The following is a 26629-nucleotide window of genomic DNA, read 5'->3' on the forward strand; positions in this document are numbered from 1 at the left end:
CAAATGCTGGGGTTTACCGCCCTGCTAGGAGGCTCTTTTATTGCCAGCGCCACCATCAGCAATGCCTTGCCTCCCATGGTTATCACCTGGTTAAGATATGCCATTGCCAGCCTGCTTTTTATGGTGTTACTGGTAAGCCAGGGGTTATTGAAATTACCTAAACTGCGTGATTTAGGCCGCTACACGCTAATTAGTTTGCCGCCATTACTCTATTTTGCTTGCATGATATTTTCACTTCAAACCACCAGCGCATTAAATTCGAGTGCGTTATACACCACAGTGCCTTTAATGAGCCTGATAATGAGCATGCTGTTACTTAAATCGAAATCGACATGGTCAGTGCTGGCGGCTTTATTAATGGGGATTTTAGGTGCGTTGCTCATTATATTTAAGGGCGATTTGTCTCAACTTTTACATTTGTCGCTTATGCCGTCTGATTATTTATTCCTGTTCGGCTGCTTAGGAATGGCGCTTAATCCCATCGTGGTGAAAAAGTTGCATCGTGGCGAACTGGCGTTGGTTCTCACTGGCTGGAGTTTGATCTGTGCCACACTATTATTAACCGCAGTTGTCGCCTATCAACTGCCAGAAATTGAATGGCGAAATATTAGCGTTATAACCTGGAGTGGGGTTTTCTATCTCGCTACCTTTGCCACCGCGTTAAGTTTCTTCCTGTTCCAAAAAGCTTGCGTTGTGCTCTCTCCGGCCAAAGTATCAGGTTATGTGTATCTGATACCGCTGTCGGTGATTGCGACCAATGTGGTGCTAGGGCAGGCAATAAATTGGCAGGAGATCGCCGTAGGGGCCACTTTAGTGGTTATTGCCATGGTCATGTTGGTTAAGGCTAAGTGACAGCGGCATTAAAATAACGCAAGCAACCGCTCCAGTGGCCGCGTCATGCTGCCGGGATGATAAACGGCAAACAGATCGGCAGAGAGATTATCTATCAGCGGGATGAACTTAATATTAGGCCATGGGATTTCCTGCATGCTTTCAGGCACCAGAGCGATACCAAGATTACTGTTTACGAAAGCCAATTGGGTTTGCGGCTCATCAAATTGATAAATAGTCAGCGGCTTACAACCTGCGGCGAGGCAACTATTATATAAATTCTTGGAGTAGCCAGAATTAGCAAAAGTGAGGAATATTAGATTCTGGCCGGAGAGTTCTTTCAACGAGAGCATTTTTTTATCAGCCAACGCACTCTCATTAGACACCGCAACCGCAACCCGCTGCTTCTCAACGCACTGATAGACCAGCGCCGGGCTCTGCTCCAGGGAAGCACAACGCCAGAAGCCGATATCAAGCTTCTTACTTAATAGCGCTTCATACTGTTTGCTGGGCGGAAACTCATGCAAAGACCACGTGGTGTTAGGGTTAAGCGTTTTAAAAAGTTTGAATTTCTCTAATAACTGGTGCCAAAGCGCCGAACCAATAATGCCTATATTGAGGTGGCTTTGCTCATGGCGGGCAATATAAGACACGCGGCTTAGTGAGTTTTCTATATTCTCAAAGACTTCTTTCATCTCAGCCTGCATCATCTCACCCGCCAGAGTTAATACCACATTACGGCTGTCCCGGATAAATAAAGGGAAACCCAAAGCATCTTCCAGCTCTTTAATTTGCAGGCTTAACGGTGGTTGCGAGATATGAAGGCGTTCAGCGGCTTTTCCAAAGTGCAGTTCTTCTGATACGGCTAAGAAATAGCGGATCATTTTCAAATTGATACGACCGGAAAAAAGAAGCTTCTGCATGTCACTATCCAATTATGTTAATGCGTAACCTAACTTATTTTTTGATAATAACACTATCTGATTATTCAACGACTAAAAACCCCCTTAACAATTCAAAGCCATTCGAGTTGCAGGTAGATATAGCGAATCCCCTGCAACTTCGAGGACGAAGGGAACACCCCCTGTAATTTCAAGGACTAAGGCCCCCCAAAGTCATTGGAATTACAGGTAGGCAGCAAGAGAATGAACCCCGATGAGCTTACTCATGTAAGTGATTCGGGTGACAAATCGGTCAGGAACCGATTTGAACGCCGCTTGCGGCGGCCTCAACGAGACGAGGCCCAAGGATGGGCCGAGTAATGAGCGTAGCTAACACCCCTGTAATTTCAAGGACGAAGGCCCCCCCAAAGTCATTGGAATTACAGGTAGGCAGCAAGAGAATGAACCCCGATGAGCTTACTCATGTAAGTGATTCGGGTGAATGAACGTAGCTAACACCCCTGTAATTTCAAGGACGAAGGGGGATGGGTAATTCAATATTACTTTCAGCCAACAACCCCATATTGTTATACATAGCACAGGCGGCATCCACTAAATGCATGGCAATTGCGGCACCACTGCCCTCACCTAACCGCATGCCCATTTGCAAGTATGGCTCGAGTTGCAGATGACTTAGAGCAATGACTGCACCTTTTTCTGCTGATAGATGAGATGGGATCAAATAGTCACGGACTCCCGGTGCGATACGGCAAGCCGCTAACGCAGAGGCATATGAGAGAAAACCATCCAACACCACCGGTAACCCCGCCGCCGCCGCACCAAGCATCACGCCGGTCATACCTACCAAATCAAACCCCCCCACTTTCGCCAACACATCAATACCATCACTGGCATCTGGATGATTGGTTTCGATAGCTCGGCGCACTACCGCCACTTTATGATGCAACTGCGCGCTAGGAAAATTCGCCCCAATCCCTACCACCAACTCGGGATCGCTGTCAGTAAACACGCTGACCATCGCCGCTGCGGGTGTAGTATTCGCCATACCCAACTCACCAACGCCAAACACTTTCACGCCTTCAGCCGCCTGCCGTAATGTCAACAGTGCACTGGCACAAAGTAGATCCTCCGCCTGTTGGCGCGTCATTGCCGCTTCACGGGCGATATTGCCGCTGCCTCGCGCCACTTTCATATCCACCACACCGGGTAGCGTATCGCTATCAATACCCACATCGACAATTTTCACTTCAACACCGGCATTAGCCGCTAGCACGCAAACACCCGTTACGCCTTTCACCATGTTCAACGCCTGAACCAGAGTGACTACTCGAGGTGAAATAGCCACGCCTTCATCGTAGACGCCATGATCTGCTGCCATCACAATAATTTGTTTGCGCTCAACCTGATGCCCATATAACCCCCGCATACCGGCCAGTTGAACCGCCAGTTGCTCCAGGCGGCCTAAGCTACCCGGTGGTTTCAGTAAGCCATCCAACCGCACTTGTGCTCGGGCCATTGCCTTGCTATCCAGCGGCGCAATCGTGCGCAGAATCGATGAAAGTGTTTGCATGTACTTAACCTCGTGTTGCAGGCTGCCAAACAGCCCGACTGTTAAACGCACGCAGCGTGACAAATCCATCATGGATCTCTAGTACGCTGTATGCCCCCTGATCAAAATGAAAGTGCCACATAGCCGCCGCTGGCATGGCCAGCAAACGAGCCAACATCAGGCTTAATACCCCCTGATGGGCAACCAGTAGCCGATTGTTATCACTACTTTGTGGTGAAGTGCCTGATGCTAACAACAGTGGCTGGATAACCTCTTCAACCCGGGCAGAGAACTGAGGGAATGACTCCCCTCCGGTGGGGCTTGCCAGTTGCCAGTCGGCTACCCATTGTGCCCATGCATCTGGGTCTTCCCGTTGTAAATCATGATGATGGCGCATTTCCCAGTCGCCAAAATTCATTTCATTTAATTGCCCGTCGCTATCGGCGCTCACCCGATGCCCAGCGAGTATGATATCGGCGGTATGGCGCGCGCGCAGCAACTGGCTACTGACGCCCTGACTAAAATCCACATCCGCCAACCAACCTGCCACCCATCCGGCCTGCTCCACCCCCTGTGGTGTCAGCGCCAAATCGGTCAGTCCGCAAAAAACACCACGCAAATTGGCCTCGGTTTGCCCGTGGCGTACCAGAAAAAGTCGCATAGAATGGCTCAATATTGAGGTTATTCAGGAAATAACGCCGTCATTGCAAAGCAACTACAACAGCGCCAGCAAAAACACTAACTCACCTATTTCGGCCGCCGCACCCAATGTATCACCGGTTTGCCCACCTAAACGGCTACGCAGATAGGTTGCCAACAGCAGCACTACCGCCATGGTAATCACCAGTGCCAGCAGCGCAGTCCCTTTTCCCAGTAACAGGGTAAGTATTGCGCCCCCCACTAATGTGACGGCAGTTTGCCGGCCGGTAACTTTACCGATGTAAATATTACCCAAGCCGTTGCCTGCACGGGCATAACGCTGGCGGTACATCAACAACACAATCACCGTGCGCCCGGCCACTGATGCTGCCATTAGCATCGCCAGCATCGGCACATCGCGCAGTGCCAGTTCACTTACAACCAGCACTTTCGCTACCACGATAAAGATCAAGGCTAAACCGCCGTTAGTACCAAGGCGGCTATCACGCATGATCTCCAACATCTGCTCGCGTTTACGAGCGGAAAACACGCCATCGCAGGTATCTGCCAAGCCATCAAGGTGGAAAGCGCCAGTAACCAGCGCCAGTGCCAACACATAACCCAGTGCCGCCAACGGAATGCCACACCAAGGGGCCAGCAGGGTAAAAACCAGCGCGCCGATGATACCGACAATCAGCCCGATCAGCGGGAAACCGATAATGCCGCGTTCGTACTGATCCATCGACAATCCTTGCGTCCAGCGCTCCGGCACCGGAATCCGGGTCATAAACTGCAAGGTGGCGAGAAATAGACGCAAGCTCATTTAATTTTTACCTCAATGCCGGAAACCACCAGAAACACTTGGTCAGCAGCAGCGGCCAGGCGCTGGTTGACCCGACCGGCGATATCACGAAAATGCCGCGCTAAACGATTTTCCGGCACAATGCCCATCCCCAGTTCATTCGTCACCAAATAAATCGGTGCTGAACTTCGAGCACAAGCGGCCAGCAGATCGGTAATCTGTTGCTGAATCCCCACTTCAAGTAACGTGAAATCCATCTGCTCCGGTGGCGTATCACCCGCCTGTTCAAACAGCAGATTAGTGATAAGGGTGGTAATACACTCCAACATCACCGCTTCGCCGGGTTCCACTTGCTGATCTAACACCGCCCCCAGATCCCGATAACCTTCCCAGGTACGCCAGTGTGCCGGGCGACTGGCACGATGTAACTCAACCCGCGCGGCCATTTCCACATCCGTCACCACTGAGGTCGCAATATAAAACACCCGCTCAGCCGCCTGTGCCGCTAACCGCTCAGCCAGCGAACTTTTGCCGCTGCGCGCACCTCCGGTAATCAAAATCACTGTGCGCTCTCCTGTCGATGTGTTTTCATTATTTTATAAATACTTTCAATATCAATATGTTGCCGCATACTTTCTGCCAGAATATCAAACTGTTGCTGCTTATGTTCAGCGTAATTAACCGCCATACCGTCAAATGCCACCAGCCCTTTACGTTGGCGCAAATTGTCCAGCAGTGTGCGCGTGAAGTTGTGGCTGTCAAACAGGCCATGAATATAGCTGCCCAGCACACTGCCGTCGGCATTCACCGCCCCTTCCCGCCATTGCTCCACTTGCCCGTTACGCAATGTCAATTGTGCGAAAGGCTTGGCTGCCGCCCCGAGTAGGGATGCACCCATATGGATTTCATAGCCTTCCAGTTGCTGCTCGCCGCAGCTTTCCAGCATCCCCGGCAGGCCCGCCAGACAATAGCCACTGACCCGCGTTGTCACTTTGTCCTGTGCAAACTGCGTTTCCACATCCAGCAAACCCAGGCCATCCATCTGTTCCAGGCCTGACTCCACACCATCAATAATACGTTTTCCCAACATCTGATAACCGCCACAGATACCCAGTACCGGTACCTGATGTTGATGTTGTGCCAATAACGCGGCGGCCAACCCACTGTGATGCAACCACTGTAAATCGCCCAAGGTATTTTTGCTGCCGGGCAGAATAATCAGATCCGGTTGACCCAAGGCTGAAGGCTGCGAAACATAGCGCAGGCGCACATCTGGCTGAGCCGCCAACGCATTAAAATCGGTAAAGTTAGCAATGTGTGGCAAGTGAATGACGGCAATATCCAGCGCTTTTTCCGCCGCATGCTGATATTTGCCATTTTGTAACGCCACACCATCTTCATCTTCCAGATCAATATCCAACCACGGCATTACCCCTAATACCGGCACATTCGTCAGCGCTTCAATCTGTTCCAACCCAGGTTTAAGCAGCGCAATGTCACCCCGAAACTTATTGATTATCACCCCTTTGACCCGCGCTTTTTCATGCGGATGCAACAGGGCCAAGGTGCCATAAATAGCCGCAAACACCCCACCGCGATCGATATCAGCCACCAATATCACCGGTGCATCGGCCATTGCCGCCATCCCCATATTGACGATATCGCGGTCACGCAGGTTAATTTCTGCCGGGCTACCCGCCCCTTCCAGCACCATGACGTCATATTCACTGGCTAAACTGTGGTAAACCTCGCTGATTTGTTGCTGCAATTGCGGCTTATATTGATGGTATTCCACCGCATCCATATTGCAGGCAACTTTGCCCATCAGTACCACCTGCGCCTTACGGTCACTGGTGGGTTTGAGTAGTACCGGATTCATGCGCACATCAGGGGCGATACCTGCGGCTTCAGCCTGAAAAATCTGTGCCCGCCCCATTTCCTCACCCTGCGGCGTAATACCTGAGTTGAGCGCCATGTTCTGCGATTTAAACGGTGCACAACGATAGCCATCCTGCATAAAAATACGGCATAGCCCAGCCACCAATACGCTCTTACCTACATCAGATGCGGTACCTTGCACCATCACCGATAAACTCATTGCGCCTCCTCGGTTTCACGCTGACGCATCAACGCAAAAAGTTGTTCTTCCGTTTTGCACAGCGGTAACCCTAGCTCGCAGTGCATTTTGACCAACCATGGCTGGATAAGCCCGGCAGCACGCAGTTTATCCTGTTGCAGAAACACCTCGGTCGTTTCACCGGCCATCATCAGGCGACCATGAGATAAGACATACAGATAGTCACAAACCTTATAGACCAAATCGATATCATGGCTGGAGAGAATAACCCGTTTCCCTTCCGCCACAATGCGTTCAATGATGGTAATCATGTGCTGACGCCCCGCCGGATCCAGCCCGGCAGTCGGCTCATCGAGTAACAGATACTCCGCTTCCATCACCAGTGCACCGGCAATCGCCACCCGCTTTTTCTGACCGTGACTGAGGTGCTGAATAGATTTATGGCGAAAACCCTGCGCATCAACCAGTGTCAGCGCCCGATCCACTCGTGCGGCGATCACCGCTTCCTCTACGCCGAGATTGCGCAGGCTAAACGCGATGTCACTGTCGATGTCGGTATAAAAAATCTGCTGTTCTGGGTCTTGAAATACCGTTGTCACCCGTTGGCGTAACTCACGCAGGCTGGCCTTTTTATAACTCAGCGGCTCGCCTTGCCACAGCACGCTGCCATGCTGGGGTTGCAAAATACCGGTCAGATTCATAAACAAGGTGGATTTGCCACAACCATTGGCACCCAAGACACCGGTGACCGCGTGCTGACTGAAATCCAGCGTCAGATCGTGCAATACCTGCTCATCCTGATAGCTGAAACCTAACTGCCTGGTGGCTAACATCAAATCCTGCCTTACAGGTGGAAATCACCCTGATAAAGTTTCATATCCAGCGAGATAACCATCTGTTGATAGCGGATCATCACGCGGGTAAATAGCATACTCACCAACATAGCCAGCGAATGGTAGCCAGTACGCAATGAGATATAACCAAACCGCAGGGACTGCGCATGATGGATAGCGGCAGCCTCTTCAGCCAAAATAAAAATAAAGCGCCAGGTCAGCAAAATTTGCTCGGTCAGCAAACGGGGAGCATGGCAACGTTTAAGTATCTGAATAAGTTGTGGGAATGGCGTGTTCAACACAAACCAAAAGGTAGCAGCCAACGCAGCCAGACTGCGCCACAAGGTTTGATTGGCGGTGGTTAGGCCAACTTTATCGATACCGAACCACCAATTACCGATTTGTATACTCCACCACATGCTCTCCGGTTGACGAGAAAGGGATAACACAATGGTCACCAGCCCCACCAACAGGAATGACAGCGGAATAGCCAGCCAGCGCAGATAACGGCGCGGGCCAACGCGTAACAAGTAGCAGGTCAGCGCGGCGATAAATATCAGCAATAACGCCTGATAGAGCGGCGGGCTGAGCATCGCCAGCAGCAGGAAAACCCCATACAGCACCAGTTTCCCTATTGGGTCAACCTGCCGCCAGCGGCTTTGATAGCTTAGTTTATCAATCCCCAGCATGCTCACCGCGTTTCCCCCGGTAGTAGCCCAAGATATAGAAAATCACCGCCGCGCCAATGGAGCCTTGCAGCGTGAACAACAGGCTCTCAATTTCACCACTGGCAGGTTCATATAATGGCTGGAACCAAGGCTCATAGTGCGGTGCCGTTTGTTGGATCAGCGCTTCAGCCTCACCATCCGAGCCACCGTATTCGCCGCCGTGATTAATAAAGAACGGCATAATAACCAGTGCAATCACCATTGCCAGCAGGATCAGGGTCTTTTTCATGTTAGTGGCTCTCCGCGTGAATTAAGCGCCGTTTGGTCAATTGGTCGTAAATCATGACCGTCAACAACCCTTCAGCAATCGCAATCGGGATCTGGGTAATACAGAACACCCCCATAAACTTGATAACTGAACCGCTGATACCAAATTGTGGATCGGGGAACGCCAAGCCAAGTTGTACTGAGGTGACAAAATAAGTGGTTAAATCCGCCAACATGGCACAGAGGAAAACCCCAACATCACGGCGTAATCCTGCTTTACAGGCCAATTTCCACACCAAATAACCCACTACCGGCCCGATCACCGCCATCGACATACCGTTAGCACCGAGCGTTGTCAGCCCGCCGTGTGCCAGTAATAGCGCCTGGAACAGCAGTACAATCGCCCCCAACACCGCCACCACCACCGGCCCAAACAAGATGACTGCCAGCCCTACCCCTGTAGGGTGCGAGCAACTGCCGGTCACCGACGGGATTTTCAGTGCTGAGAGCACGAAAATAAACGCACCACACAGAGCCAGTAACACTTTCTGATTGCTGTCTTCTGCCACAATCTGCTTTAAGCGCACCAATCCCATAAATAGGCATGGCAGAAACAGCACCCACCAAGCCAGCGCCCACATCGGCGGCAGAAAACCTTCCATAATGTGCATGGCAAAAACGTCATTCGGTGCCAACGTAAGCAGGATTGCCATTGCCACGCCGCTATACGAGAGTTTCTTTAACTCTTTTTCCATTTCCATTAGTTGCTCCAATCACTTTGGATATCGGTTAAAAAACTTAACGATCCGTTATTGATTAAATCACTGTTATTCATTAACTAATTGCTGTTTATTCACTAAAATGGTCGAGAAATAGGGCAATGGCTGGTCAGCGGCGATGCTATCAAGCTGACGCCAGCACACTTCGCCGGGTAATGAGGCTTCCGACATCAACAGCGCATGTGGGAACAGCTCCAACCGTGCCAGCAGCGCCTGGATCCGGGCAAAGCGGCCGTAGACCTTCATGAGCACCACACAGTCGTGATCCCGCAGTGCGCGCTCCAATTCGGCTTCCGGTGCGGTACAGGACATGATGGCCAGTGACTGCTGCTCCATCGCCAGCGGTAACGCAGCACGCGAGGCAATGGCGGCAAATGAGGTTACGCCCGGTACAATTTCCAACCAATCAGGCCGCCCAATGCGTTCCAATAAAAACACCCATGTGCTGAATAACATGGCATCGCCGAGGGTGATAAATCCCACCTGGCGGCCATTGGTCACTTCCGATTGCAACTGCTGCGCCACCTCATCCCATACCGCTTGCTTCTCGCTGTCATCAGCGCTCATAGGGAAGTGACAGGTGCGGATTTCGGTATGTGGTGAAAGGTATTCACGCACAATAGAGAGCGCCAGACTGTCGCCGCCTTTGCGCCCGGCAGGCGCATACAGCACATCGAGTTTGGCTATCAGCCGTGCTGCGCGTACCGTAATCAAATCACTGGCACCAGGGCCAACACCTAACGCATAAAGTCTGCCGCTCATTACGCTGCCTCCTGCTGTTTTTGTTGTAAGGCTTGGTCCAGATGTTCGACAAACATTTGACGTATCAATGGGTTCTCGCCCAATCCTTGTAACCAGGAGTGAGCACAGATACCGGCGGCCTCCAATTGCGATTGCCATGAGTCCGGTTCATCAGAGGCCATATCGTTGATGGCATGATCACCGGCCACCAACATCAGCGGCATTAAGTGCACTTTACGCACCCCCTGCTGTTGCAATCGGGTGATGATATGGCTGATTTCTGGATAACTTTCTACCGCGCCCACCAATGCCGGGAAGTGCAGCGAGGTCATGAGATGATCCAGACAGGCATAGGCTGAAAAAGCATAATGACTGGCACCGTGGCCCATAAAGACCACCCGCTCATCGGCAGCCAGCACCGGCATTTGAGCCTGTAACGCCACCAGCAATTGTTGGTAATCGGCAAAACTGCTTAATAACGGCGTACCCAATACCAGACGATGGAAACAGTCGCTAAAGGTGCGCACTTCATTGGCAATTTTTTCGTATTCATCGCCGTTTATCACATGCAGCGATTGGATGGCGACATCCTGATAGCCCTGTTCAACCAGTTGTTTTAGCGCTTCCCGTGGGTTGTTGATCAGCAAACCATCGCGTTTGCACAATTTGCGGATAATCATCTCCGAGGTAAACGCGCGAAAGACATCACGATCGCTGTAAGCTGCCGCCAGTTGCTGTTCGCAAGCATCAATATTCTTTTGGCGGGTTTGTTCATAACTGGTGCCGAAACTGATCACCAACAGTGCCTTTTTCATTTTATTGTCCTCGTTGTTGCTGCCAGTGGGTCAGATGTTGGCTAAATTCATCCAATGACGTCACTTGTTGACCGATACCGCCCAATACCACGCTGGCGGGGCGACACACCACAATGCAGGGGATATTCAGTGCCAGACAGGGGGCGACTTTTTCCTGATATCCCCCCTGGGCACCAGACTCTTTAGTGATAACCACATCCGGCTGGCAAAACTCATACAGTGCCTGATTGAACGACGCACTGAATGGCCCACGCAGCGCAATAATGTGGTCAACCCCCAATCCCAGCGCTTCACATTGGTTCAGCACTTGCGCCGTGGGCAGCACCCGAACCAGTAAAGTTTTGCCCGCCAACCCACGTTGATATTCAGCCAACTGCTTGCTGCCGGTTGTGAGTAACACCCGCGGCCCCAACTGTTGTGCCACCTCACAGGCCGCCGCAACGCTATCGACCTTGTGCAGCAGAGGGTGGCTTAGAACATCAATTTCACTTGGTCGTTGGTAACGGGTTAGCGTGACATGCGACTGTTCGCAGGCCGCCACCACATTGTCACTGAGCATGCAGGCATAAGGATGCGAGGCATCAATCACCCACTGGACCTGTCTGGTCGCCAAAAAATCAGCCATCTCCCCTGCATCCATCCGCCCAACCATGACCTCACCCCCAATATCCCCCGCCAGTTGTTTACCGGCATCGGTGGCAACCGACAGGCTATAGCGTTGCTCTGCGGCATCCAGCAATTGGCAAATCAACCGTGCATCGCTGGTACCGCCAAAGACATGAATCGGTGGATAAGGGTGATGGCTCATCACAATGAATAGCCCCGTGGCGTGATCATCAACCCATCACGGCAATAGGTCGCCTGATTACCGACGATCACCAGACTGGTCATATCCACCGGTTCGAAATCCATCTCACCCAGCGTAGTGATCCATTTTTCCTGTTTTTTACGCCCGGCGGCTTTCACTACCCCGACCGGCGTTTCCGGCCGCTTCCACGGCTGCATTAACTCAAATGCGCGGGCCAGATGCCCTTCACGGCCACGGCTGCGGGGGTTATAGAAACAGATAACAAAATCAGCCTGCGCTGCCGCGACAATGCGTTTTTCGATCACCGCCCACGGCGTCATCAAATCACTCAGGCTGATATGACAAAAATCATGCATTAGTGGCGCACCGAGTAACGAGGCAGCAGCAATACTGGCGGTGATCCCAGCCACCAACCGCACCTCTAACTCCAATTTTTGTTGCGTTACCAGCTCCAGCACCAACCCCGCCATACCATAGATTCCGGCATCACCACTGCTGATAAGCGCCACGTTATGGCCCGCCAGCGCCAGATCAATGGCAGTTTGGCAGCGCTCTATCTCTTTACACATGCCGGTTTTGATCACCTGCTTATCCCCAGTCAAGGGTTTCACCAGATGGGTATAGGTTTTATAACCGACGATAATTTCCGCGTCGCGGATTGCAGCGATAGCTTCCTGCGTCATCATCGATTCACTGCCCGGCCCGATGCCAATTACGGTTAACATTAATGCGATACTCCCAGAGTGATGGTGACGCCCTGCTGACGCAGAGTATTGCCAACCAATTTACCGTCGCTCATCAGCCAGGCGACCGGTTGTGAAACGCTGCCGACACCCACCGTTTGGCGGACAAAATCAGAAGCAGGGAAACGTTGCTCATGGCGGCTCAGTTCGCCGACACTGAACAGTTCGAACGGTACTCGCCAGCACTGAGCCAATTGATGTAGCGCGGGTTCATCTTTTTTGATAGTGACACTGCCAATAGCCCGCAGCGCCATGACGTCAAAGTGATTCTCGGCCATTTGCTGTTGTAACAATTCAACCAAGGTTTGCAGCGAGGTGGCCCGGCGGCAACCGATACCCGCGACCACCCGGCGTGGCACCAGTTTGTACACCGGTAACGGTAATAGAGGCAGACTGTCGCGCAACGTGACACAAACTATCGCATCCAGTTTTGGCAATTGATCCAGCGAATCAACCGGTACAAAACCACGAGTGTCACAGCGTTCACGCTCAGCCAGCAGAGGCGTATCCCACCACAAACCCACGTTTTGTTCGCTGACCAACATTTGATTGACCACTTTGACGGCGTGACGAAAATCCTGCATTTCGCCATCCAGTTGGGTCGCCAGCGTATCCAATGCCGCCATCTGGTTAACGTCGGTTGCCGTGGTTATCACCGGATCGGCCCCGAGAATGCCCGCCAAATAACGGGTTAACGTATTGCCGCCCCCCACGTGACCAGACAACAGACTAATGACATGTTGCCCACGCTCATCAATCACCACCACCGCCGGATCGCTCATTTTGTCATTCACCAACGGTGCGATAACCCGCACTGTCAGGCCGATAGCCCCGACCACCACCAGTGCCGAATACTGTTTAAATGCCTCACGGAGGGTGTCGCCAAAACTGCCATTGAACGGCAGAAAACCCGGTTCCAACAGTTTTTCACTGGTAAAGCAGGTCAGCGGCAAGTGGGTCTGCAAACGCCGCGCCAACCGCACCCCGCCCGGAGTCAGGCAAAACACCGCTATGGATTCAGGCTTGACGATATTCATGGCTAAACCCCGCATCATAGAGTTTGGAATAGTGGTATTCATCACCGAGGAACGCCCCCACCAAAATCAGTGCAGTTTTATGAATAGCAGCGGCGCGAACCAATTCGGCGATATCAGCCAGCGTACCGCGCACAGTGCGGCTTTCAGCCCATGTCGCTTTGTACACCACCGCAACAGGAGTCGTCGCTGGGTATCCGCCAGCAATCAAACGTTCAGCCACGCGGTCCATCTCTTGTACTGACAAGAAAATCGCCATCGATGTTTGGTGCGCGGCAAACGCCTCCAGTTGCTCCAGCGGCGGCATCGGGGTTCGCCCTTCGATTCGGGTAATAATCAAGCTCTGCGCCACTTCCGGCACGGTGTATTCCACCCCCAGTTGCGCCGCTGCGCCAAGAAAAGCACTGACACCCGGTACCGACACAAAACCAATACCGTGCTCACTCAGCACTTCCCCCTGCTCACGGATCGAACCATACAAAGAGAGGTCACCGGTTTGTAACCGCACGACTAACTTGCCAGCACGTACACCATCAACCATCAGTGTGATGATCTGTTCCAAATTCAAACCCGCGCTATCGTGGCATTGTGCCTCGGGCGAACAATATTCCAGCAGTTCGGTATTGATCAGCGAACCGGCGTAGATAACCACCTCTGCTTGCTGTAACAAACGGTAGCCTTTCAGGGTGATCAACTCTTTGTCGCCTGGCCCTGCGCCGACAAACCAGATTTTTTGTGTATCCCAGGATGGTATTACCGCTGTTGATGCAGCATCAGGATGCTCAGACATTGCGCGCCTCCTTGTGGCAGGAAATAAGATAAGTAGGATTATTAGGTTTAAAATAGTGCCCGCTGCCCAAAGGGGTCAGGGTGGAGAGTTGCAATTGCACGCAATCTAACTGACTGACAGCGCAGCGCTGTAAGTGAGCCAACGCGTCATTAAGGTTATTGAGCAAAATAAAGGTCAGTACCAAACGGCCATCGGGCTTTAGCGTCATCAGCGCCCAATCAATCAGATCGGTTAAATGGCCGCCGCTGCCACCAATAAAAATGGCATCGGCTGCGGCAGTATTAGCTAGCGGGGCAACGCCTGCGATAATCGCCACGTTGTGGCAACCCAGCCGCTGGCGGTTTTCGCTAATCAACGCCAGTGCTGCCGGATTGCGCTCAATCGCGGTGACCTGCAAATCGGGGAAGCGCAGTGCCGCCTCCAACGCCACACTGCCCGTTCCGGCCCCCACATCAATCAGATGGCCGTAACAAGGTAACTCCAGCCGTTCCAATGCCAATGCGCGCACCGCTTCTTTGGTCATCGGGACTTTTTGCCCGCGTAAGAACAGATCATCTCTCATTGAGGATCACCACCACATTCATGTCATAACGTGCCGCTACCTGTTGTTGCGACAGACGGTGAATACGTTCATTGGGTTGTGACAGGTTTTCACCGATAATCAAGGTGCGGGACAGACCACGCTGATGTAATGCATCAGCGATGGCGCGTGGGCCGATAACACTGTCAGTCACCATCGCCACCTTGTCATGCTGGAAAATCCAGTCAAAATCGGGCACCCGCCCGTGGCTGCTGGTAAGAAAAAGGTCATTCATATCCAGCGCCACTTTGGCACACAGATATTGAATGGCACTGATGCCGGGCACGATATGTAGCTCGTCAGTGCCGAAGTTCGCCGCCAGCAGTTTGCCAATGCCATACAGCAGAGGATCACCGGAAGCCAATACCACAATGGCGCGTGCCTTGTTGCTATCCAGCCACTCCAGTAACCCCAGCAGATCGGCATCTAACAAGCGGGACTCTCGGAGATTGCTGCTAAATGTTGCCAGATGGCGCTTCCCGCCCACCAACACTTCAGCCTGGCTGATAGCCCGCCGGGCTTCAGGGGTCAGATAGTCGATATCACCTGGGCCGATGCCGACAACAGTAATCATCGCAATGCCTCCACAATCTCATCCAGGGGCCGGCTGCTGCCTAACACCTGATTATCGAAAGAGAATAAAATCGCATCGCACTGCGGCGGATTAACGGAGAAACGCATCATTTCAGCAATGCGCTCACAGATACGCTCGGCAATACGGCTGTAGACCGCCTGCCACCCCTGCTCAGTAATCAACTCCATCGCCGCTTCAGTGGTGTCGCACTGGTTTACTTCAAGCAATAGCGCATGCGGCGCCCCCATCAGCGCCAAATGGGCAACCAGTGTTTCCATGCGGCCATCCGCGATATGGCTGTGGGTATGGAAGATACCGGCGGCCACTTTCACTAATTTGCCGGGATGACCTACCAGCAGCACCTGGCGAAAACCCAGTCGCACAGTTTCCTGCAACATATAGCCGACGAAATTACTCATGGTCACCACCCGCTGACTGTCGAGGCCCAGATGGTCGCGGACAAAGCGCTCGCCATGATTGCCCGGTACCAGAATGACGCGATCTTCACCCGCCGCGCGCTTCATCTCCAATTCCAGAGCCAGCGAGCGTTTCCAACTCTCTTCCGACATCGGTGTCACAATGCCGGTAGTACCGATGATGGAAATGCCACCGAGGATCCCTAACCGCCCGTTGTAGGTTTTTTTCGCCCGCTCTTGCCCTTCGGGAGCAAAAATCTCTATTTCAGCGCCGCGTAACGGGCCAATAACCTCACGCACCGCCGCCTCGATGGTCTGGCGCGGTGTACGATTAATGGCTGAACTACCGACGGGGAGGCCAATACCTTTACGTGTCACTGTCCCGACCCCTTCACCACCGCGCAGAGTAATTTCCGTCTGTTCACACAGCGTGACGCGAGCAAAAATCAGCATGCCGTGGGTGGCATCAACATCATCACCACCATCTTTGCGGATGGCCGCCGTAGCTTGCTGGCCCTCAATGAGGGGTTGTTCTACATTCAGGCATAACGTGACACCGGAAGGCGTCACAATTGAAATCTGGTCAATCACTTGCTGGCGCAACACCATTAGCGCCGCCACTTTAGCCGCCGCGGTCGCACAAGAGCCGGTGGTGTAGCCTTTGCGATATTGTTTGCCGTTATGCCAAATACTGTCTAATTGCTGGTTTTGCAGCATCTGACTGTCATTGACAGTAGCCTCACTCATAGCGCCCCCCGCAACTGATAGAGGATGGCATTGATGATGGCTGCCGCCACATTACTGCCCCCTTTGCGCCCAAGTGCTGCAATGCACGGCAGATCACTGGCAACCAAGGCATCTTTGGATTCAGCCGCCCCGACAAACCCCACCGGCACGCCAATGACCGCGATCGGTGTGGCGTGGCGTTCCAACAAGCGGAACAACGCAGTCGGAGCATTACCAAACACAAATAGCTTTTCACCTGACTCTGCCAGAGCGACATCCACTGCGGCCATCGAGCGAGTAATACCCTGTCGCGGCGCACTCTCCACCACCCGAGGGTCACTGATGTAACAACGGCATTCGCATCCCATCTGCTTTAACAGCACCTTGTTGATACCGGACATCGCCATCGTAGTATCGGTATAAAGAGTGCAACCCCGGCGGATACCCTCGGCAATATGGGTCAGTACCTGCGGTGAGAAATGCAGAATATCCAGCCAATCAAAATCCGCCGTGGTATGGATAACCCGCTTGATCACCGCTTCTTGCATCTCACTGACAAAGCGATAGTCCGGGCGCTCATCGGCAATAATGTCACCGATGATGGCAAAACTGTTTTGCTCTATTTCCTGCGGGTTCTTTATATAGTTCATCAGGTTATCCTTGTTAAATGCCGACCAGCAGCAGACGAATCAGGGCAAAAAGTAACAGTGCTAATAACGACGCCATCAGCATCAAATGGATAGTGCGCGGGATATCATCCAGCGCCACCTCGCGCCGTTCATCACCGATCCAGGGTTTTTCAACCCGCACGCCAAAGTAATTATTCGGCCCCCCCAGCCGCACGCCAAGCGCACCGGCAACCGTGGCTTCAGACCAGGCGCAGTTAGGACTGGCGTGCTGATAACGATCACGCCAACCGATGCACAATGCCTGACGGTAATCGGCTCGTAGTAACCACGCGGCGGCGCTGAGTAATAGCCAGCTCAGACGGGCTGGGAGCCAGTTCGCCAGATCATCCATCCGTGCCGATACATAACCAATCGCGCGGTATTTTGGCGTTTTGTAACCCACCATCGAATCAAGGGTATTGACTGCTTTGTAAGCCATTGCCAGCGGGGCACCGCCTAACATCAGAAAGAACAGCGGCGCAATCACGCCATCAACGCTGTTTTCGGCCACCGTTTCGACCACCGCACGGGTGATTTGTGGCTTCTCCAGTTGTGAGGTGTCACGCCCGACAATCCATGACAGCTTCTCGCGGCTCTGTGCCAGCGAACCATGCTGCAGGGCATCAAATACCAGCAGCGCCGCATCACTCAGGCAACGTCCGGCTAAGAGGGTGTAAATCATCCACACTTGCGCCAACCAGCCGAGCCACGGATTGAAGTGTGTCATCAGTGATAAGAACCCCCAACTCAGCAGCCATGTCACGCCGACCACCACCAACCACAGCGCTGCTCCCCCCCACTTCAGTGCCCGTTCGCTATGGCAAACCGCACGGATAGCACGTTGCATGACAGAGATCAGGTTACCCATCCAGCGCACCGGGTGCGGCCAGTGCGGCGGGTCGCCGAGCCAGCTATCAAGCAAGAAAGCAATAAACCATGCGCTCAGGGTCATAGCACGCTCCGAGCAGCCGTCAGCCAGCCATTCAGTAAACCGGGGCGCTGGGCAAAATGGATATGCAGATAGCTGGCCTGAGTGCGCTGAAGTTGATAGCCACTGTGCCAGCGCTGAATAGCGACGCCATCACGCCATTTGCTACTATCAAATACCGGCGGCAATGGGCTGGTAAAATCGGAATAATGGAATTCATGACCACGCAGAATTTCACCTTGTGCAGCCAATAAAGTGTCACTGCGGGCCTGTGCCTGACAGTAACCAAAGCGAGTCAGCCGTTTCCCCATCCGGCTCTCACCGGCCAAAATGCCAACCATCGGGTGGCGCTGACCACTCTCATCCGTTAAGCCATCACCGAGATACATCAGGCCACCGCATTCGGCATACAGCGGGATCTGTTGGCGGTGCGCTTGCTGTAACGCTGCATGCATCGCTGTATTCGCTGCTAAGCGGCTCGCGTGAATTTCGGGATAACCGCCCCCGAGATAAATCATCTGGCAATCGGGTAACCGGTGGTCATGGAGTGGGCTGAAACGTTGGATGCGCACGCCTGCCTGCTCAAGCAGGTCAAGGTTATCGGGGTAATAAAAATTGAAGGCTTCATCTTCGGCCAAGGCCAGTGTCAGGCCGTTAGCCAGTGTAGACGGAGGTAAGGAAGGCGGGGTGCCGGCAGGCTGTGCCGCACAATGCGTCAATGCCAGTAATCGGTCGAGATCGATAAAGGCTTCAACCTGCTGTGCCAGCCGTTGCCAGCGGGGCGAGCTGTCGGGCTGCTGGGTTTTACCCGCCACGCCCTCACGCTGCTCTTGCACCGGTATCAACCCTAAATGGCGTGATGGCAGTGCGACATCGTCCATCACCGGCAAGCGACCCAGCACGGGAATACCGCAGTAATGCTCGATGGCGTGGCGGATTAGCTGATAATGGTTTTCTGAATTAACACGGTTAACAATCACGCCTGCGATGGTGAGATTTGGGTCAAACTGGCAGAACCCCAGCACGGTAGCCGCAACCGAGGTGGATACCGCCTTGCCATCCACCAGTAAGATAACTGGGCAGCCCAGTTGCTTGGCCATCGCCGCACTACTGCAATAATCGGGATCAGTGCCGTAGCCGTCATACAAGCCCATCACACCTTCGATCACCGCCACATCAGCATGGCGCATGTGCTGGTTATATAACCCATTCAAGGTCGCAGGCGGCAGCATAAAAGCATCAAGATTACGCGAGGTAACACCACTGACGGCGCTATGCCAACCGGTATCCAGGTAATCTGGCCCGACCTTAAACGGCTGCACAGACAACCCGCGCGCCATCAGCGCCCGCAGAATACCCAACGTCACGGTTGTTTTACCGCATCCACTGCCGGTACCTGCGATAATAAATGCTTGTTTGCCAGACCGTTGCATAAAAAATCCCGCCATTTCGAGCGGGATATGCAGTGTCAAAAAGGTGCGTCTGCGCAACGTCACCGCAGCGCGCATCTGATGACAACCCACTTCCCACCGAAGGAGTTGAATATATTTTACCGATTTGGCTGGTCTTCTGGCTTAGCGTCATCCTCCCCCGCACCTTCCCAATCCGATGGATCAGTGGTTTCAGCGGGTTCGTCGGCATCACAGCAGCGGGGGCTGCGGGGGATTGTCACCCCCTTCCCTGTCGTGTATTAAGTGCCAATGCGTACACGACATAACCATTTCAGTAACTTCCCCATCGTATTGGCAGCTACAGCGGTGTTAGCAGCTATCACGCACCTGCATTACTGACCTTAGTCAGCCGGCGGGGTTTACTCGTTTGCTGCCTTGCTGCGACGCCAACTAGATTGGGGTATGTATTTATCTAATACAGTAGATTATTTTATTTCTATTTCGTTATAGAATTTATCTCTTTATTTACACAGTTGTAACGTCAACTGGTTTATTAAATCCAGTTAACGTTAATATACTCTTTTCCACAAATAAAAAATGGTTAATTTCATTTTTTGGCGGTTATTTTTTAGTGTCACCACAACAAAAAATTGCCGCCATTAGATTTAAATCCAAACAAAAACAATGAGTTAAGATATAAATCATATATAAAAACATAACAAAAAATTGTCATTATTTATTTTATACATTAATAGCTGGCACAGTTTTTAAATATATAAACGTGAACATAGAACATGACTAATTGTTATTAGATCAATAACTGTCATTTCATTTCACTGCGTTCAGAAGAAAGTGAACGAAATACCTGCGGTGTCACATTATAGGTCTGGCGGAACACCTTGCAAAAGTAGCTGGTTTGGGAAAAACCAAGATTTTTGGCAATGCTGGCAATGCTCCAATCACTGTGCTGCAACATCTCTCTGGCATTAGCCATACGTTGTTGGTTGACCCAGGCATTGAAGCCGATCCCCTGATATTTTTTAAATAACTTACTGAAATAGTAAGGGCTGAGATACACCTTGCCAGCCACCTCTTCCAACCGTAGCTCTTCTGATAAATGCGTGTCTATATAGCGTAGTGCTTTCTTCATTTTGCTGTCATGCGGATGAACCGGCCGTACCCTGCCTGGATCTTTGCTCCCCATATTGTCATTGATCACAACAAAATTGAGGTGTTTTTTCAGGCAGTTCTCAACAATCAGCTTCAGTAAATCAGCCGAGGCTATTACCCGCGAAAAATCCATTATCGGCACATTATGGAACTCATCCATTAGCGCCGGATTCTGCTGCCAGTGGTTATCGATATTCAGAATATCAATAAGGTAAACATCTGCATGCAGCCGGACCTGACCACATAACACAAAACCCACCAGATGGCCGGCAATCACCAAAGGAATAGAAAAATCCGTTAATCCAGCATGACAGCGGTAGATACATGGCTCATTGGATTTGGATGCTTCAAGACCACCACAACGATCACTCATCCGACAACGTAGATGGTTAACCGGATCTTGACGCATTAATTGACAAAATGGAGTGAAATTAAACAGGTCAGAGATTTCCTCACCGTGAATATTCACCACTACCACCGCCAACCCGGTGGCTTGGGCAAAATCCTGGGCGATTTTATTTATGAGCTCTGAGTTAAGAGAACTGGCAGAAATCATGATAAAACCTCTCAGTTAATTTATTGTTATTAAATTTTATTTTATTGTTATAACGCGTCCCTGTAATAAGTAATATGTTAGAGCATTGTTATTTAATTATTCCCATTCATCAGGTTAAAATCTATTTCCCTGAAAAGGCAAAGTAACAATTTACTCTACCAGAGTCATAAACATCAGGGGACAATTAATGATCCATTAACCAGAATGGATCACGAAATTTCCTCACCCAGTATCAGATGAGGAAATCCACGTTGCTTTATAAATTGACTTTCTCATCCTCTAACTTACAGGTATTACAAGGTAGATTTTTGCCAATGAGGAAGCGGTAGACTGCGGCTCCGAGGCAAGCACCAATAATCGGTGCCACAATCGGAACAATGAAATACGGTATATCACGGCCACCGGTCATTGAGATTTTTCCCCAGCCGGCAAAGAAGGTGAATAATTTAGGGCCAAAATCACGTGCCGGGTTCATGGCAAAACCGGTTAACGGAGCGGTAGATGCACCAATAACCGCCACCAGAATACCGATCAATAGTGGGCCTAACGCACCACGCGGTACGCCGTTACCATCATCAGTTAGCGCCATAATCAGCCCCATAAGAATCGAGGTGATAATAATTTCAACAAATGCAGCCTGCCATACGCTGATTGCTGGCGATGGGAAGGTGCTGAAAATACTGGCTAATTGCAGGCTTTCCATGCTACCACGCACCATCTGGTGTGCGGCTTCGAAGTCAGTAAATAAATTATGGTAGAGCATGTAGGCCAGTGCCGCGCCACCAAAAGCACCGGCGACTTGAGCAATACTGTACGGGATGACTTTCCGGCCAGGGAAGCAGGCAAATAACCATAACGCGATGGTAATAGCCGGATTGAGGTGAGCACCGGAAATTCCTGCCGTCAGGTAGACCGCCAGTGAAATACCCAACCCCCACACAATACAGATTTCCCACAAACCAAAACTGGCACCTGCTACTTTCAATGCAGCCAAACAACTAATACCAAAAAACAGAAACAGCCCGGTACCGAGGAATTCCGCAATACACTGCGCTTTTAGTGAGTCGTTCATAGGGTTACCCTGCTTGTTATTAAATTAATACGTTATATACCCTAAATAATTCGAGTTTCAGGAAGGCAGCCAACGCACATGCAGCTCGAAGTATGACGGGTATGGAAATGCACGGCCCATGACCCAGCCACTATAAAGAGAGCAAAAATGAAAGTGTTGTCGTGATGTGCCATTAATTAAACAAAAAGTAGACCTTCAATAACAAATTATTGTCATTTCCGCAGAAAAGTTAGCGCCAACACCGTGTTAACAGGCACTTTTATGCTTTATTCAGCCATATGACTTTCTTGCCATTTATTCTTTCCGTTATTGTTATCAAGCTCGCACTTTTGTGGCAACTTCACCCTCACGGATATCATTATATTTATGCGCGCGATCACGCGACCTATTAAACGGGCAGGCGCGCAATTAACAAATTTAATTATTATTGTCACCTAATAAATTGTAATTCTGAATATGCAATAGCCAGTTATTACCACCATGTTTTCGATAAATTCCATTATAAAACAAGTCATTAAGTTATAATCATGGCAATATTTTGTTATTTATTCACTAACCATTCCCATCAGTAAATTCAATACAGCCATTCTTTTTCATTGCTTGTTTGTATATTCGTTCTCAGCACGAACCTGACAACTTTATTTTTAAAATTACTGACTTTACTTTTTTAAATTTACTGAATGGCCCCAACACGACAGTTTTTATTTTAGAACCTGAGCGCGTTCGAAACCGAAATAGCTGTATTTCCAACGCACAAACATCAGGTTCCTGACATCCCCGTCGAGGTATTTATGCAACAAGAAGCACTAGGAATGGTGGAAACCAAAGGGTTGACTGCAGCCATTGAGGCTGCGGACACCATGGTGAAATCGGCCAATGTGACATTAGTCGGCTATGAAAAAATTGGCTCTGGTCTGGTCACTGTCATCGTACGTGGTGACGTGGGGGCGGTTAAAGCTGCCACTGATGCTGGCGCAAGTGCGGCCGCGAAAGTGGGTGAAGTGAAATCGACCCATGTCATCCCACGCCCACATACCGATGTCGAGAAGTTCTTGCCAAAGGGAAATAGCTAATGGAAAGCAATGACCTGGTCGACCAAATCATGGCGCAGGTGATAGCAAAAGTCAGCGAACACGCTCCGGCGTCTTCTAAACAACCCTCCTATAAACAACGAGATACGGCTATGGCTGAGAAGACTTGCAGTTTAACGGAATTTGTTGGTACCGCGATCGGTGACACGGTCGGACTGGTGATCGCCAACGTCGACAGCGCCCTACTGGACGCAATGAAGCTGGAAAAACGCTATCGCTCCATCGGTATTCTGGGCGCACGTACTGGCGCCGGCCCGCACATCATGGCAGCCGATGAAGCCGTTAAGGCCACCAATACCGAAGTGGTCAGTATTGAGTTACCCCGCGATACCAAGGGCGGTGCCGGTCATGGCTCGCTGATTATCTTCGGTGGTGATGATGTTTCTGATGTGAAACGTGCTGTTGAAGTGGCGCTGAAAGAGCTGGATCGGACCTTCGGCGACGTTTACGCCAATGAAGCCGGTCACATTGAATTGCAGTACAGCGCACGTGCCAGCCACGCATTGGAAAAGGCATTTGGCGCACCATTGGGCCGTTCTTGCGGTGTGATAGTCGGTGCACCGGCGTCGATTGGTGTTTTGATGGCAGATACCGCCGTGAAATCCGCCAACGTTGACGTGGTGGCTTACAGCTCCCCCGCACATGGCACCAGCTTCAGTAACGAAGTGATTCTGGTTATCTCCGGTGATTCTGGCGCAGTTCGTCAGGCCGTCATTTCTGCTCGTGAGATCGGCAAAACGGTATTAGCGACCTTGGGTTCTGAACCGAAAAACGACCGCCCTTCTTATATCTGACGCCACAGTGAGGCTGTTTCATGAAATCGAAAAGATTTGAAGCGTTGGCGAAACGCCCAGTTAATCAGGACGGCTTTGTCAAAGAGTGGATCGAGGAAGGCTTTATTGCCATGGAAAGCCCGAATGATCCAAAACCTTCCATCAAGATTGTTAACGGTGTGGTGACCGAATTAGACGGTAAGCCACAAAGCAGTTTCGACCTGATAGACCACTTTATCGCCCGCTACGGTATCAATTTAGCGCATGCGGAAGAAGTGATGAAGATGGACTCCATCAAGTTGGCCAACATGCTGTGTGATCCTAACGTATCACGCCGCACCATTGTGCCACTCACCACAGCGATGACCCCGGCCAAAATTGTCGAGGTGGTTTCTCATATGAACGTGGTGGAAATGATGATGTCGATGCAGAAAATGCGCGCACGTCGTACCCCATCACAACAGGCTCACGTCACTAACGTTAAAGATAATCCGGTGCAGATTGCCGCCGATGCCGCCGAAGGCGCATACCGTGGCTTTGATGAGCAGGAAACTACCGTGGCCGTGGCCCGTTATGCGCCATTCAATGCCATCGCACTGTTGGTCGGTTCGCAAGTGGGTCGCCCTGGTGTGCTGACACAATGTTCACTGGAAGAAGCCACCGAGTTGAAGCTGGGGATGCTGGGCCATACCTGTTATGCCGAAACCATTTCGGTTTACGGTACTGAGCCGGTATTTACCGACGGTGATGACACGCCATGGTCCAAAGGCTTCCTTGCCTCGTCCTATGCGTCACGCGGTTTGAAAATGCGTTTTACCTCAGGTTCAGGCTCCGAGGTGCAAATGGGTTATGCCGAAGGCAAATCCATGCTGTATCTGGAAGCTCGCTGTATCTATATCACCAAGGCTGCCGGGGTTCAGGGGCTGCAAAATGGTTCAGTGAGTTGTGTTGGCGTGCCGTCCGCTGTGCCATCGGGCATCCGGGCCATTCTGGCAGAAAACCTGATTTGCTCTGCACTGGATTTGGAATGCGCCTCCAGTAACGACCAGACCTTTACCCACTCCGATATGCGCCGTACCGCGCGTCTGCTGATGCAGTTCCTGCCGGGTACTGACTTTATCTCATCTGGTTTTTCTGCGGTGCCGAACTACGACAACATGTTCGCCGGTTCCAACGAAGATGCCGAAGACTTTGACGATTACAACGTATTGCAGCGCGACTTGAAAGTTGATGGTGGCTTGCGTCCGGTACTGGAAGCTGACGTGGTGGCAATTCGTAATAAAGCTGCCCGTGCACTGCAAGCGGTATTTGCCGGTATGGGTCTGCCACCCATTACTGACGAAGAAGTGATTGCGGCGACATATGCACACGGCTCGAAAGATATGCCGGAACGTAACATCGTTGAAGACATCAAGTTCGCTCAGGAAATCATCAGCAAAAACCGCACCGGTTTGGAAGTGGTTAAAGCATTGGCACAAGGCGGTTTCGAAGATGTGGCGCAAGACATGCTCAACATCCAGAAAGCCAAAATTGCCGGTGACTACCTGCATACCTCGGCGATCATCAAAGGTGACAACCAAGTGCTGTCAGCGGTGAATGACGTCAATGACTACGCGGGTCCAGCTACCGGTTACCGGCTGGAAGGTGCACGTTGGGAAGAGATCAAAAACATTCCAAACGCGCTTGATCCGAATGAGCTTGGCTAAGGGGTTCACGAGATGGTGGATATTAACGAAAAACTGTTACGCCAAATTATCGAAGGCGTATTGCAGGAAATGCAGGGAGACAAAAATACCGTCTCCTTTAAGCAGGATACCCAACCCGCAGCGGCTGCGGCCACTGTTGCTGAAGGGAATTTCCTCACCGAAGTGGGTGAAGCCCGCCCTGGCAGCAATCAGGATGAAGTAATCATTGCCGTCGGCCCGGCATTTGGCCTGTCACAAACGGCTAACATCGTCGGTATCCCGCACAAAAATATTCTGCGCGAACTGATCGCCGGTATTGAAGAAGAAGGCATTAAAGCACGCGTTATCCGCTGCTTTAAATCCTCCGACGTGGCGTTTGTTGCCGTCGAGGGTAACCGCCTGAGTGGTTCCGGTATCTCTATCGGCATTCAATCCAAAGGCACTACGGTGATTCATCAGCAAGGCTTACCGCCGCTCTCCAATCTGGAGTTATTCCCGCAGGCCCCGCTGCTGACGCTGGAAACTTATCGCCAGATTGGCAAAAACGCCGCGCGTTATGCCAAACGGGAATCACCACAACCGGTTCCTACCCTGAACGACCAAATGGCACGGCCAAAATATCAGGCTAAATCAGCGATTCTGCATATTAAAGAAACCAAATATGTGGTGACCGGCAAGAATCCTCAGGAACTCCGGGTGGCGCTTTAACAAAGGAAAACAC

29 protein-coding genes and 1 riboswitch are annotated in these 26629 nt (G+C 51.4%); of the genes, 5 read left to right on the forward strand and 24 right to left on the reverse strand.

Annotated features, from left to right (window positions below; all coding sequences use genetic code 11):
• Window positions 1-3: 3 nt before the first annotated feature.
• A complete protein-coding gene (locus tag EL015_RS13280; RefSeq protein ID WP_032906471.1) occupies window positions 4-852 on the forward strand; it encodes a DMT family transporter in 849 nt (282 codons plus the stop codon).
• 8 nt (window positions 853-860) lie between these two features.
• Here the strand turns inward: EL015_RS13280 and EL015_RS13285 are convergent, their stop codons facing one another.
• The 24 genes from EL015_RS13285 to pduF form a co-directional block, all read right to left on the reverse strand.
• Window positions 861-1754: a LysR family transcriptional regulator gene (locus EL015_RS13285; RefSeq protein WP_005185386.1), complete on the reverse strand. Its 894-nt coding sequence runs from the start codon at window positions 1752-1754 to the stop codon at window positions 861-863.
• 487 nt (window positions 1755-2241) lie between these two features.
• On the reverse strand, window positions 2242-3303 hold the full coding sequence (gene cobT / locus EL015_RS13290; protein WP_050072918.1) for a nicotinate-nucleotide--dimethylbenzimidazole phosphoribosyltransferase: 1062 nt from the start codon (window positions 3301-3303) through the stop codon (window positions 2242-2244).
• A 4-nt stretch (window positions 3304-3307) separates the two neighbouring features.
• Window positions 3308-3943 carry an adenosylcobalamin/alpha-ribazole phosphatase gene (locus EL015_RS13295; protein WP_005185380.1) on the reverse strand — a complete coding sequence of 212 codons (636 nt, stop codon included), beginning with the start codon at window positions 3941-3943 and terminating at the stop codon, window positions 3308-3310.
• A 54-nt stretch (window positions 3944-3997) separates the two neighbouring features.
• Window positions 3998-4744: an adenosylcobinamide-GDP ribazoletransferase gene (gene cobS, locus EL015_RS13300; protein ID WP_032906404.1), complete on the reverse strand. Its 747-nt coding sequence runs from the start codon at window positions 4742-4744 to the stop codon at window positions 3998-4000.
• On the reverse strand, window positions 4741-5286 hold the full coding sequence (cobU, locus tag EL015_RS13305; RefSeq protein WP_032906402.1) for a bifunctional adenosylcobinamide kinase/adenosylcobinamide-phosphate guanylyltransferase: 546 nt from the start codon (window positions 5284-5286) through the stop codon (window positions 4741-4743). The genes cobS and cobU overlap by 4 nt, the downstream gene beginning before the upstream one ends.
• Window positions 5283-6821: a cobyric acid synthase gene (locus EL015_RS13310; RefSeq protein ID WP_032906400.1), complete on the reverse strand. Its 1539-nt coding sequence runs from the start codon at window positions 6819-6821 to the stop codon at window positions 5283-5285. Before EL015_RS13310 ends, cobU begins: the two co-directional genes overlap by 4 nt.
• Window positions 6818-7633 (reverse strand): ATP-binding cassette domain-containing protein, encoded by an 816-nt coding sequence (locus tag EL015_RS13315; RefSeq protein WP_005185369.1) that lies wholly within the window; start codon window positions 7631-7633, stop codon window positions 6818-6820. The genes EL015_RS13310 and EL015_RS13315 overlap by 4 nt, the downstream gene beginning before the upstream one ends.
• Before the next feature lie 11 nt (window positions 7634-7644).
• The gene (locus tag EL015_RS13320; RefSeq protein WP_032906397.1) at window positions 7645-8322 is read right to left on the reverse strand and encodes an energy-coupling factor ABC transporter transmembrane protein; all 678 of its coding nucleotides are present in this window, start codon (window positions 8320-8322) and stop codon (window positions 7645-7647) included.
• On the reverse strand, window positions 8309-8590 hold the full coding sequence (locus EL015_RS13325) for an energy-coupling factor ABC transporter substrate-binding protein (RefSeq protein WP_005185363.1): 282 nt from the start codon (window positions 8588-8590) through the stop codon (window positions 8309-8311). Before EL015_RS13325 ends, EL015_RS13320 begins: the two co-directional genes overlap by 14 nt.
• A gap of 1 nt (window position 8591) precedes the next feature.
• The gene (gene cbiM, locus EL015_RS13330; RefSeq protein WP_005185360.1) at window positions 8592-9329 is read right to left on the reverse strand and encodes a cobalt ECF transporter S component CbiM; all 738 of its coding nucleotides are present in this window, start codon (window positions 9327-9329) and stop codon (window positions 8592-8594) included.
• Between the two features lie 66 nt (window positions 9330-9395).
• A complete protein-coding gene (locus tag EL015_RS13335; RefSeq protein WP_032906395.1) occupies window positions 9396-10109 on the reverse strand; it encodes a cobalt-factor II C(20)-methyltransferase in 714 nt (237 codons plus the stop codon).
• A complete protein-coding gene (gene cbiK, locus EL015_RS13340) occupies window positions 10109-10903 on the reverse strand; it encodes a sirohydrochlorin cobaltochelatase (RefSeq protein ID WP_005185358.1) in 795 nt (264 codons plus the stop codon). The genes EL015_RS13335 and cbiK overlap by 1 nt, the downstream gene beginning before the upstream one ends.
• A 1-nt stretch (window position 10904) precedes the next feature.
• On the reverse strand, window positions 10905-11711 hold the full coding sequence (locus EL015_RS13345) for a cobalt-precorrin-6A reductase (RefSeq protein WP_005185354.1): 807 nt from the start codon (window positions 11709-11711) through the stop codon (window positions 10905-10907).
• Window positions 11711-12436, reverse strand: a complete 726-nt coding sequence (locus EL015_RS13350) for a precorrin-3B C(17)-methyltransferase (protein WP_032906393.1) — start codon at window positions 12434-12436, stop codon at window positions 11711-11713. Before EL015_RS13350 ends, EL015_RS13345 begins: the two co-directional genes overlap by 1 nt.
• Window positions 12436-13491, reverse strand: coding sequence for a cobalt-precorrin 5A hydrolase (gene cbiG / locus EL015_RS13355; RefSeq protein WP_032906392.1), 1056 nt, complete (start codon window positions 13489-13491; stop codon window positions 12436-12438). The genes EL015_RS13350 and cbiG overlap by 1 nt, the downstream gene beginning before the upstream one ends.
• Window positions 13472-14278 carry a cobalt-precorrin-4 methyltransferase gene (locus tag EL015_RS13360; protein ID WP_032906390.1) on the reverse strand — a complete coding sequence of 269 codons (807 nt, stop codon included), beginning with the start codon at window positions 14276-14278 and terminating at the stop codon, window positions 13472-13474. The genes cbiG and EL015_RS13360 overlap by 20 nt, the downstream gene beginning before the upstream one ends.
• Entirely contained in the window at window positions 14271-14840 is a 570-nt protein-coding gene (locus EL015_RS13365) for a decarboxylating cobalt-precorrin-6B (C(15))-methyltransferase (protein ID WP_032906388.1), read from the reverse strand. Before EL015_RS13365 ends, EL015_RS13360 begins: the two co-directional genes overlap by 8 nt.
• A complete protein-coding gene (locus tag EL015_RS13370; protein WP_032906387.1) occupies window positions 14830-15432 on the reverse strand; it encodes a cobalt-precorrin-7 (C(5))-methyltransferase in 603 nt (200 codons plus the stop codon). Before EL015_RS13370 ends, EL015_RS13365 begins: the two co-directional genes overlap by 11 nt.
• Complete coding sequence (gene cbiD, locus EL015_RS13375; RefSeq protein WP_032906385.1) at window positions 15429-16595, reverse strand: cobalt-precorrin-5B (C(1))-methyltransferase CbiD; 1167 nt, start codon at window positions 16593-16595, stop codon at window positions 15429-15431. Before cbiD ends, EL015_RS13370 begins: the two co-directional genes overlap by 4 nt.
• Complete coding sequence (locus EL015_RS13380; RefSeq protein ID WP_005185322.1) at window positions 16592-17224, reverse strand: cobalt-precorrin-8 methylmutase; 633 nt, start codon at window positions 17222-17224, stop codon at window positions 16592-16594. The genes cbiD and EL015_RS13380 overlap by 4 nt, the downstream gene beginning before the upstream one ends.
• A gap of 13 nt (window positions 17225-17237) precedes the next feature.
• A complete protein-coding gene (gene cbiB / locus EL015_RS13385) occupies window positions 17238-18194 on the reverse strand; it encodes an adenosylcobinamide-phosphate synthase CbiB (protein WP_032906382.1) in 957 nt (318 codons plus the stop codon).
• Window positions 18191-19603, reverse strand: coding sequence for a cobyrinic acid a,c-diamide synthase CobB (locus EL015_RS13390; protein WP_032906470.1), 1413 nt, complete (start codon window positions 19601-19603; stop codon window positions 18191-18193). The genes cbiB and EL015_RS13390 overlap by 4 nt, the downstream gene beginning before the upstream one ends.
• A gap of 109 nt (window positions 19604-19712) precedes the next feature.
• Window positions 19713-19907, reverse strand: a riboswitch (cobalamin riboswitch).
• Between the two features lie 477 nt (window positions 19908-20384).
• The gene (gene pocR / locus EL015_RS13395; RefSeq protein ID WP_005185316.1) at window positions 20385-21287 is read right to left on the reverse strand and encodes a transcriptional regulator PocR; all 903 of its coding nucleotides are present in this window, start codon (window positions 21285-21287) and stop codon (window positions 20385-20387) included.
• 256 nt (window positions 21288-21543) lie between these two features.
• Window positions 21544-22359 (reverse strand): propanediol diffusion facilitator PduF, encoded by an 816-nt coding sequence (gene pduF, locus EL015_RS13400; protein ID WP_005185315.1) that lies wholly within the window; start codon window positions 22357-22359, stop codon window positions 21544-21546.
• A 791-nt stretch (window positions 22360-23150) separates the two neighbouring features.
• Here pduF and pduA point away from each other — a divergent pair.
• From pduA to EL015_RS13420, 4 genes are read left to right on the forward strand one after another with little or no spacing between them, the layout of a single operon-like run.
• The gene (gene pduA, locus EL015_RS13405) at window positions 23151-23432 is read left to right on the forward strand and encodes a propanediol utilization microcompartment protein PduA (protein ID WP_032906380.1); all 282 of its coding nucleotides are present in this window, start codon (window positions 23151-23153) and stop codon (window positions 23430-23432) included.
• Window positions 23432-24244 carry a propanediol utilization microcompartment protein PduB gene (pduB, locus tag EL015_RS13410; protein WP_005185312.1) on the forward strand — a complete coding sequence of 271 codons (813 nt, stop codon included), beginning with the start codon at window positions 23432-23434 and terminating at the stop codon, window positions 24242-24244. The genes pduA and pduB overlap by 1 nt, the downstream gene beginning before the upstream one ends.
• A gap of 20 nt (window positions 24245-24264) precedes the next feature.
• Window positions 24265-25929 (forward strand): propanediol dehydratase large subunit PduC, encoded by a 1665-nt coding sequence (gene pduC / locus EL015_RS13415; RefSeq protein ID WP_005185311.1) that lies wholly within the window; start codon window positions 24265-24267, stop codon window positions 25927-25929.
• A 15-nt stretch (window positions 25930-25944) separates the two neighbouring features.
• A complete protein-coding gene (locus EL015_RS13420; protein WP_161597806.1) occupies window positions 25945-26616 on the forward strand; it encodes a propanediol/glycerol family dehydratase medium subunit in 672 nt (223 codons plus the stop codon).
• Window positions 26617-26629: the final 13 nt, after the last annotated feature.

Origin of the sequence: Yersinia intermedia, assembly GCF_900635455.1 — a bacterium.
In the GTDB taxonomy this organism is placed as follows: Bacteria; Pseudomonadota; Gammaproteobacteria; order Enterobacterales; family Enterobacteriaceae; genus Yersinia; species Yersinia intermedia.

Coding starts and splice junctions, on each gene's coding strand:
- EL015_RS13320 (WP_032906397.1), bottom strand. CDS start 8,322: ATGCTGGGGATTGATAAACTAAGCTATCAAAGCCGCTGGCGGCAGGTT.
- EL015_RS13365 (WP_032906388.1), bottom strand. CDS start 14,840: ATGAGAGATGATCTGTTCTTACGCGGGCAAAAAGTCCCGATGACCAAA.
- EL015_RS13390 (WP_032906470.1), bottom strand. CDS start 19,603: ATGCAACGGTCTGGCAAACAAGCATTTATTATCGCAGGTACCGGCAGT.
- EL015_RS13310 (WP_032906400.1), bottom strand. CDS start 6,821: ATGAGTTTATCGGTGATGGTGCAAGGTACCGCATCTGATGTAGGTAAG.
- pduC (WP_005185311.1), top strand. CDS start 24,265: ATGAAATCGAAAAGATTTGAAGCGTTGGCGAAACGCCCAGTTAATCAG.
- EL015_RS13345 (WP_005185354.1), bottom strand. CDS start 11,711: ATGAGCCATCACCCTTATCCACCGATTCATGTCTTTGGCGGTACCAGC.
- pocR (WP_005185316.1), bottom strand. CDS start 21,287: ATGATTTCTGCCAGTTCTCTTAACTCAGAGCTCATAAATAAAATCGCC.
- EL015_RS13380 (WP_005185322.1), bottom strand. CDS start 17,224: ATGAACTATATAAAGAACCCGCAGGAAATAGAGCAAAACAGTTTTGCC.
- pduA (WP_032906380.1), top strand. CDS start 23,151: ATGCAACAAGAAGCACTAGGAATGGTGGAAACCAAAGGGTTGACTGCA.
- EL015_RS13335 (WP_032906395.1), bottom strand. CDS start 10,109: ATGAGCGGCAGACTTTATGCGTTAGGTGTTGGCCCTGGTGCCAGTGAT.
- EL015_RS13360 (WP_032906390.1), bottom strand. CDS start 14,278: ATGTCTGAGCATCCTGATGCTGCATCAACAGCGGTAATACCATCCTGG.
- EL015_RS13350 (WP_032906393.1), bottom strand. CDS start 12,436: ATGTTAACCGTAATTGGCATCGGGCCGGGCAGTGAATCGATGATGACG.
- EL015_RS13285 (WP_005185386.1), bottom strand. CDS start 1,754: ATGCAGAAGCTTCTTTTTTCCGGTCGTATCAATTTGAAAATGATCCGC.
- EL015_RS13325 (WP_005185363.1), bottom strand. CDS start 8,590: ATGAAAAAGACCCTGATCCTGCTGGCAATGGTGATTGCACTGGTTATT.
- EL015_RS13315 (WP_005185369.1), bottom strand. CDS start 7,633: ATGTTAGCCACCAGGCAGTTAGGTTTCAGCTATCAGGATGAGCAGGTA.
- EL015_RS13280 (WP_032906471.1), top strand. CDS start 4: ATGCTGGGGTTTACCGCCCTGCTAGGAGGCTCTTTTATTGCCAGCGCC.
- cbiD (WP_032906385.1), bottom strand. CDS start 16,595: ATGAGTGAGGCTACTGTCAATGACAGTCAGATGCTGCAAAACCAGCAA.
- EL015_RS13295 (WP_005185380.1), bottom strand. CDS start 3,943: ATGCGACTTTTTCTGGTACGCCACGGGCAAACCGAGGCCAATTTGCGT.
- cbiK (WP_005185358.1), bottom strand. CDS start 10,903: ATGAAAAAGGCACTGTTGGTGATCAGTTTCGGCACCAGTTATGAACAA.
- cobT (WP_050072918.1), bottom strand. CDS start 3,303: ATGCAAACACTTTCATCGATTCTGCGCACGATTGCGCCGCTGGATAGC.
- pduF (WP_005185315.1), bottom strand. CDS start 22,359: ATGAACGACTCACTAAAAGCGCAGTGTATTGCGGAATTCCTCGGTACC.
- cbiM (WP_005185360.1), bottom strand. CDS start 9,329: ATGGAAATGGAAAAAGAGTTAAAGAAACTCTCGTATAGCGGCGTGGCA.
- EL015_RS13370 (WP_032906387.1), bottom strand. CDS start 15,432: ATGATTACTGTTGTCGGCATCGGCCCAGGTGATATCGACTATCTGACC.
- cbiG (WP_032906392.1), bottom strand. CDS start 13,491: ATGAATATCGTCAAGCCTGAATCCATAGCGGTGTTTTGCCTGACTCCG.
- cbiB (WP_032906382.1), bottom strand. CDS start 18,194: ATGACCCTGAGCGCATGGTTTATTGCTTTCTTGCTTGATAGCTGGCTC.
- cobS (WP_032906404.1), bottom strand. CDS start 4,744: ATGAGCTTGCGTCTATTTCTCGCCACCTTGCAGTTTATGACCCGGATT.
- pduB (WP_005185312.1), top strand. CDS start 23,432: ATGGAAAGCAATGACCTGGTCGACCAAATCATGGCGCAGGTGATAGCA.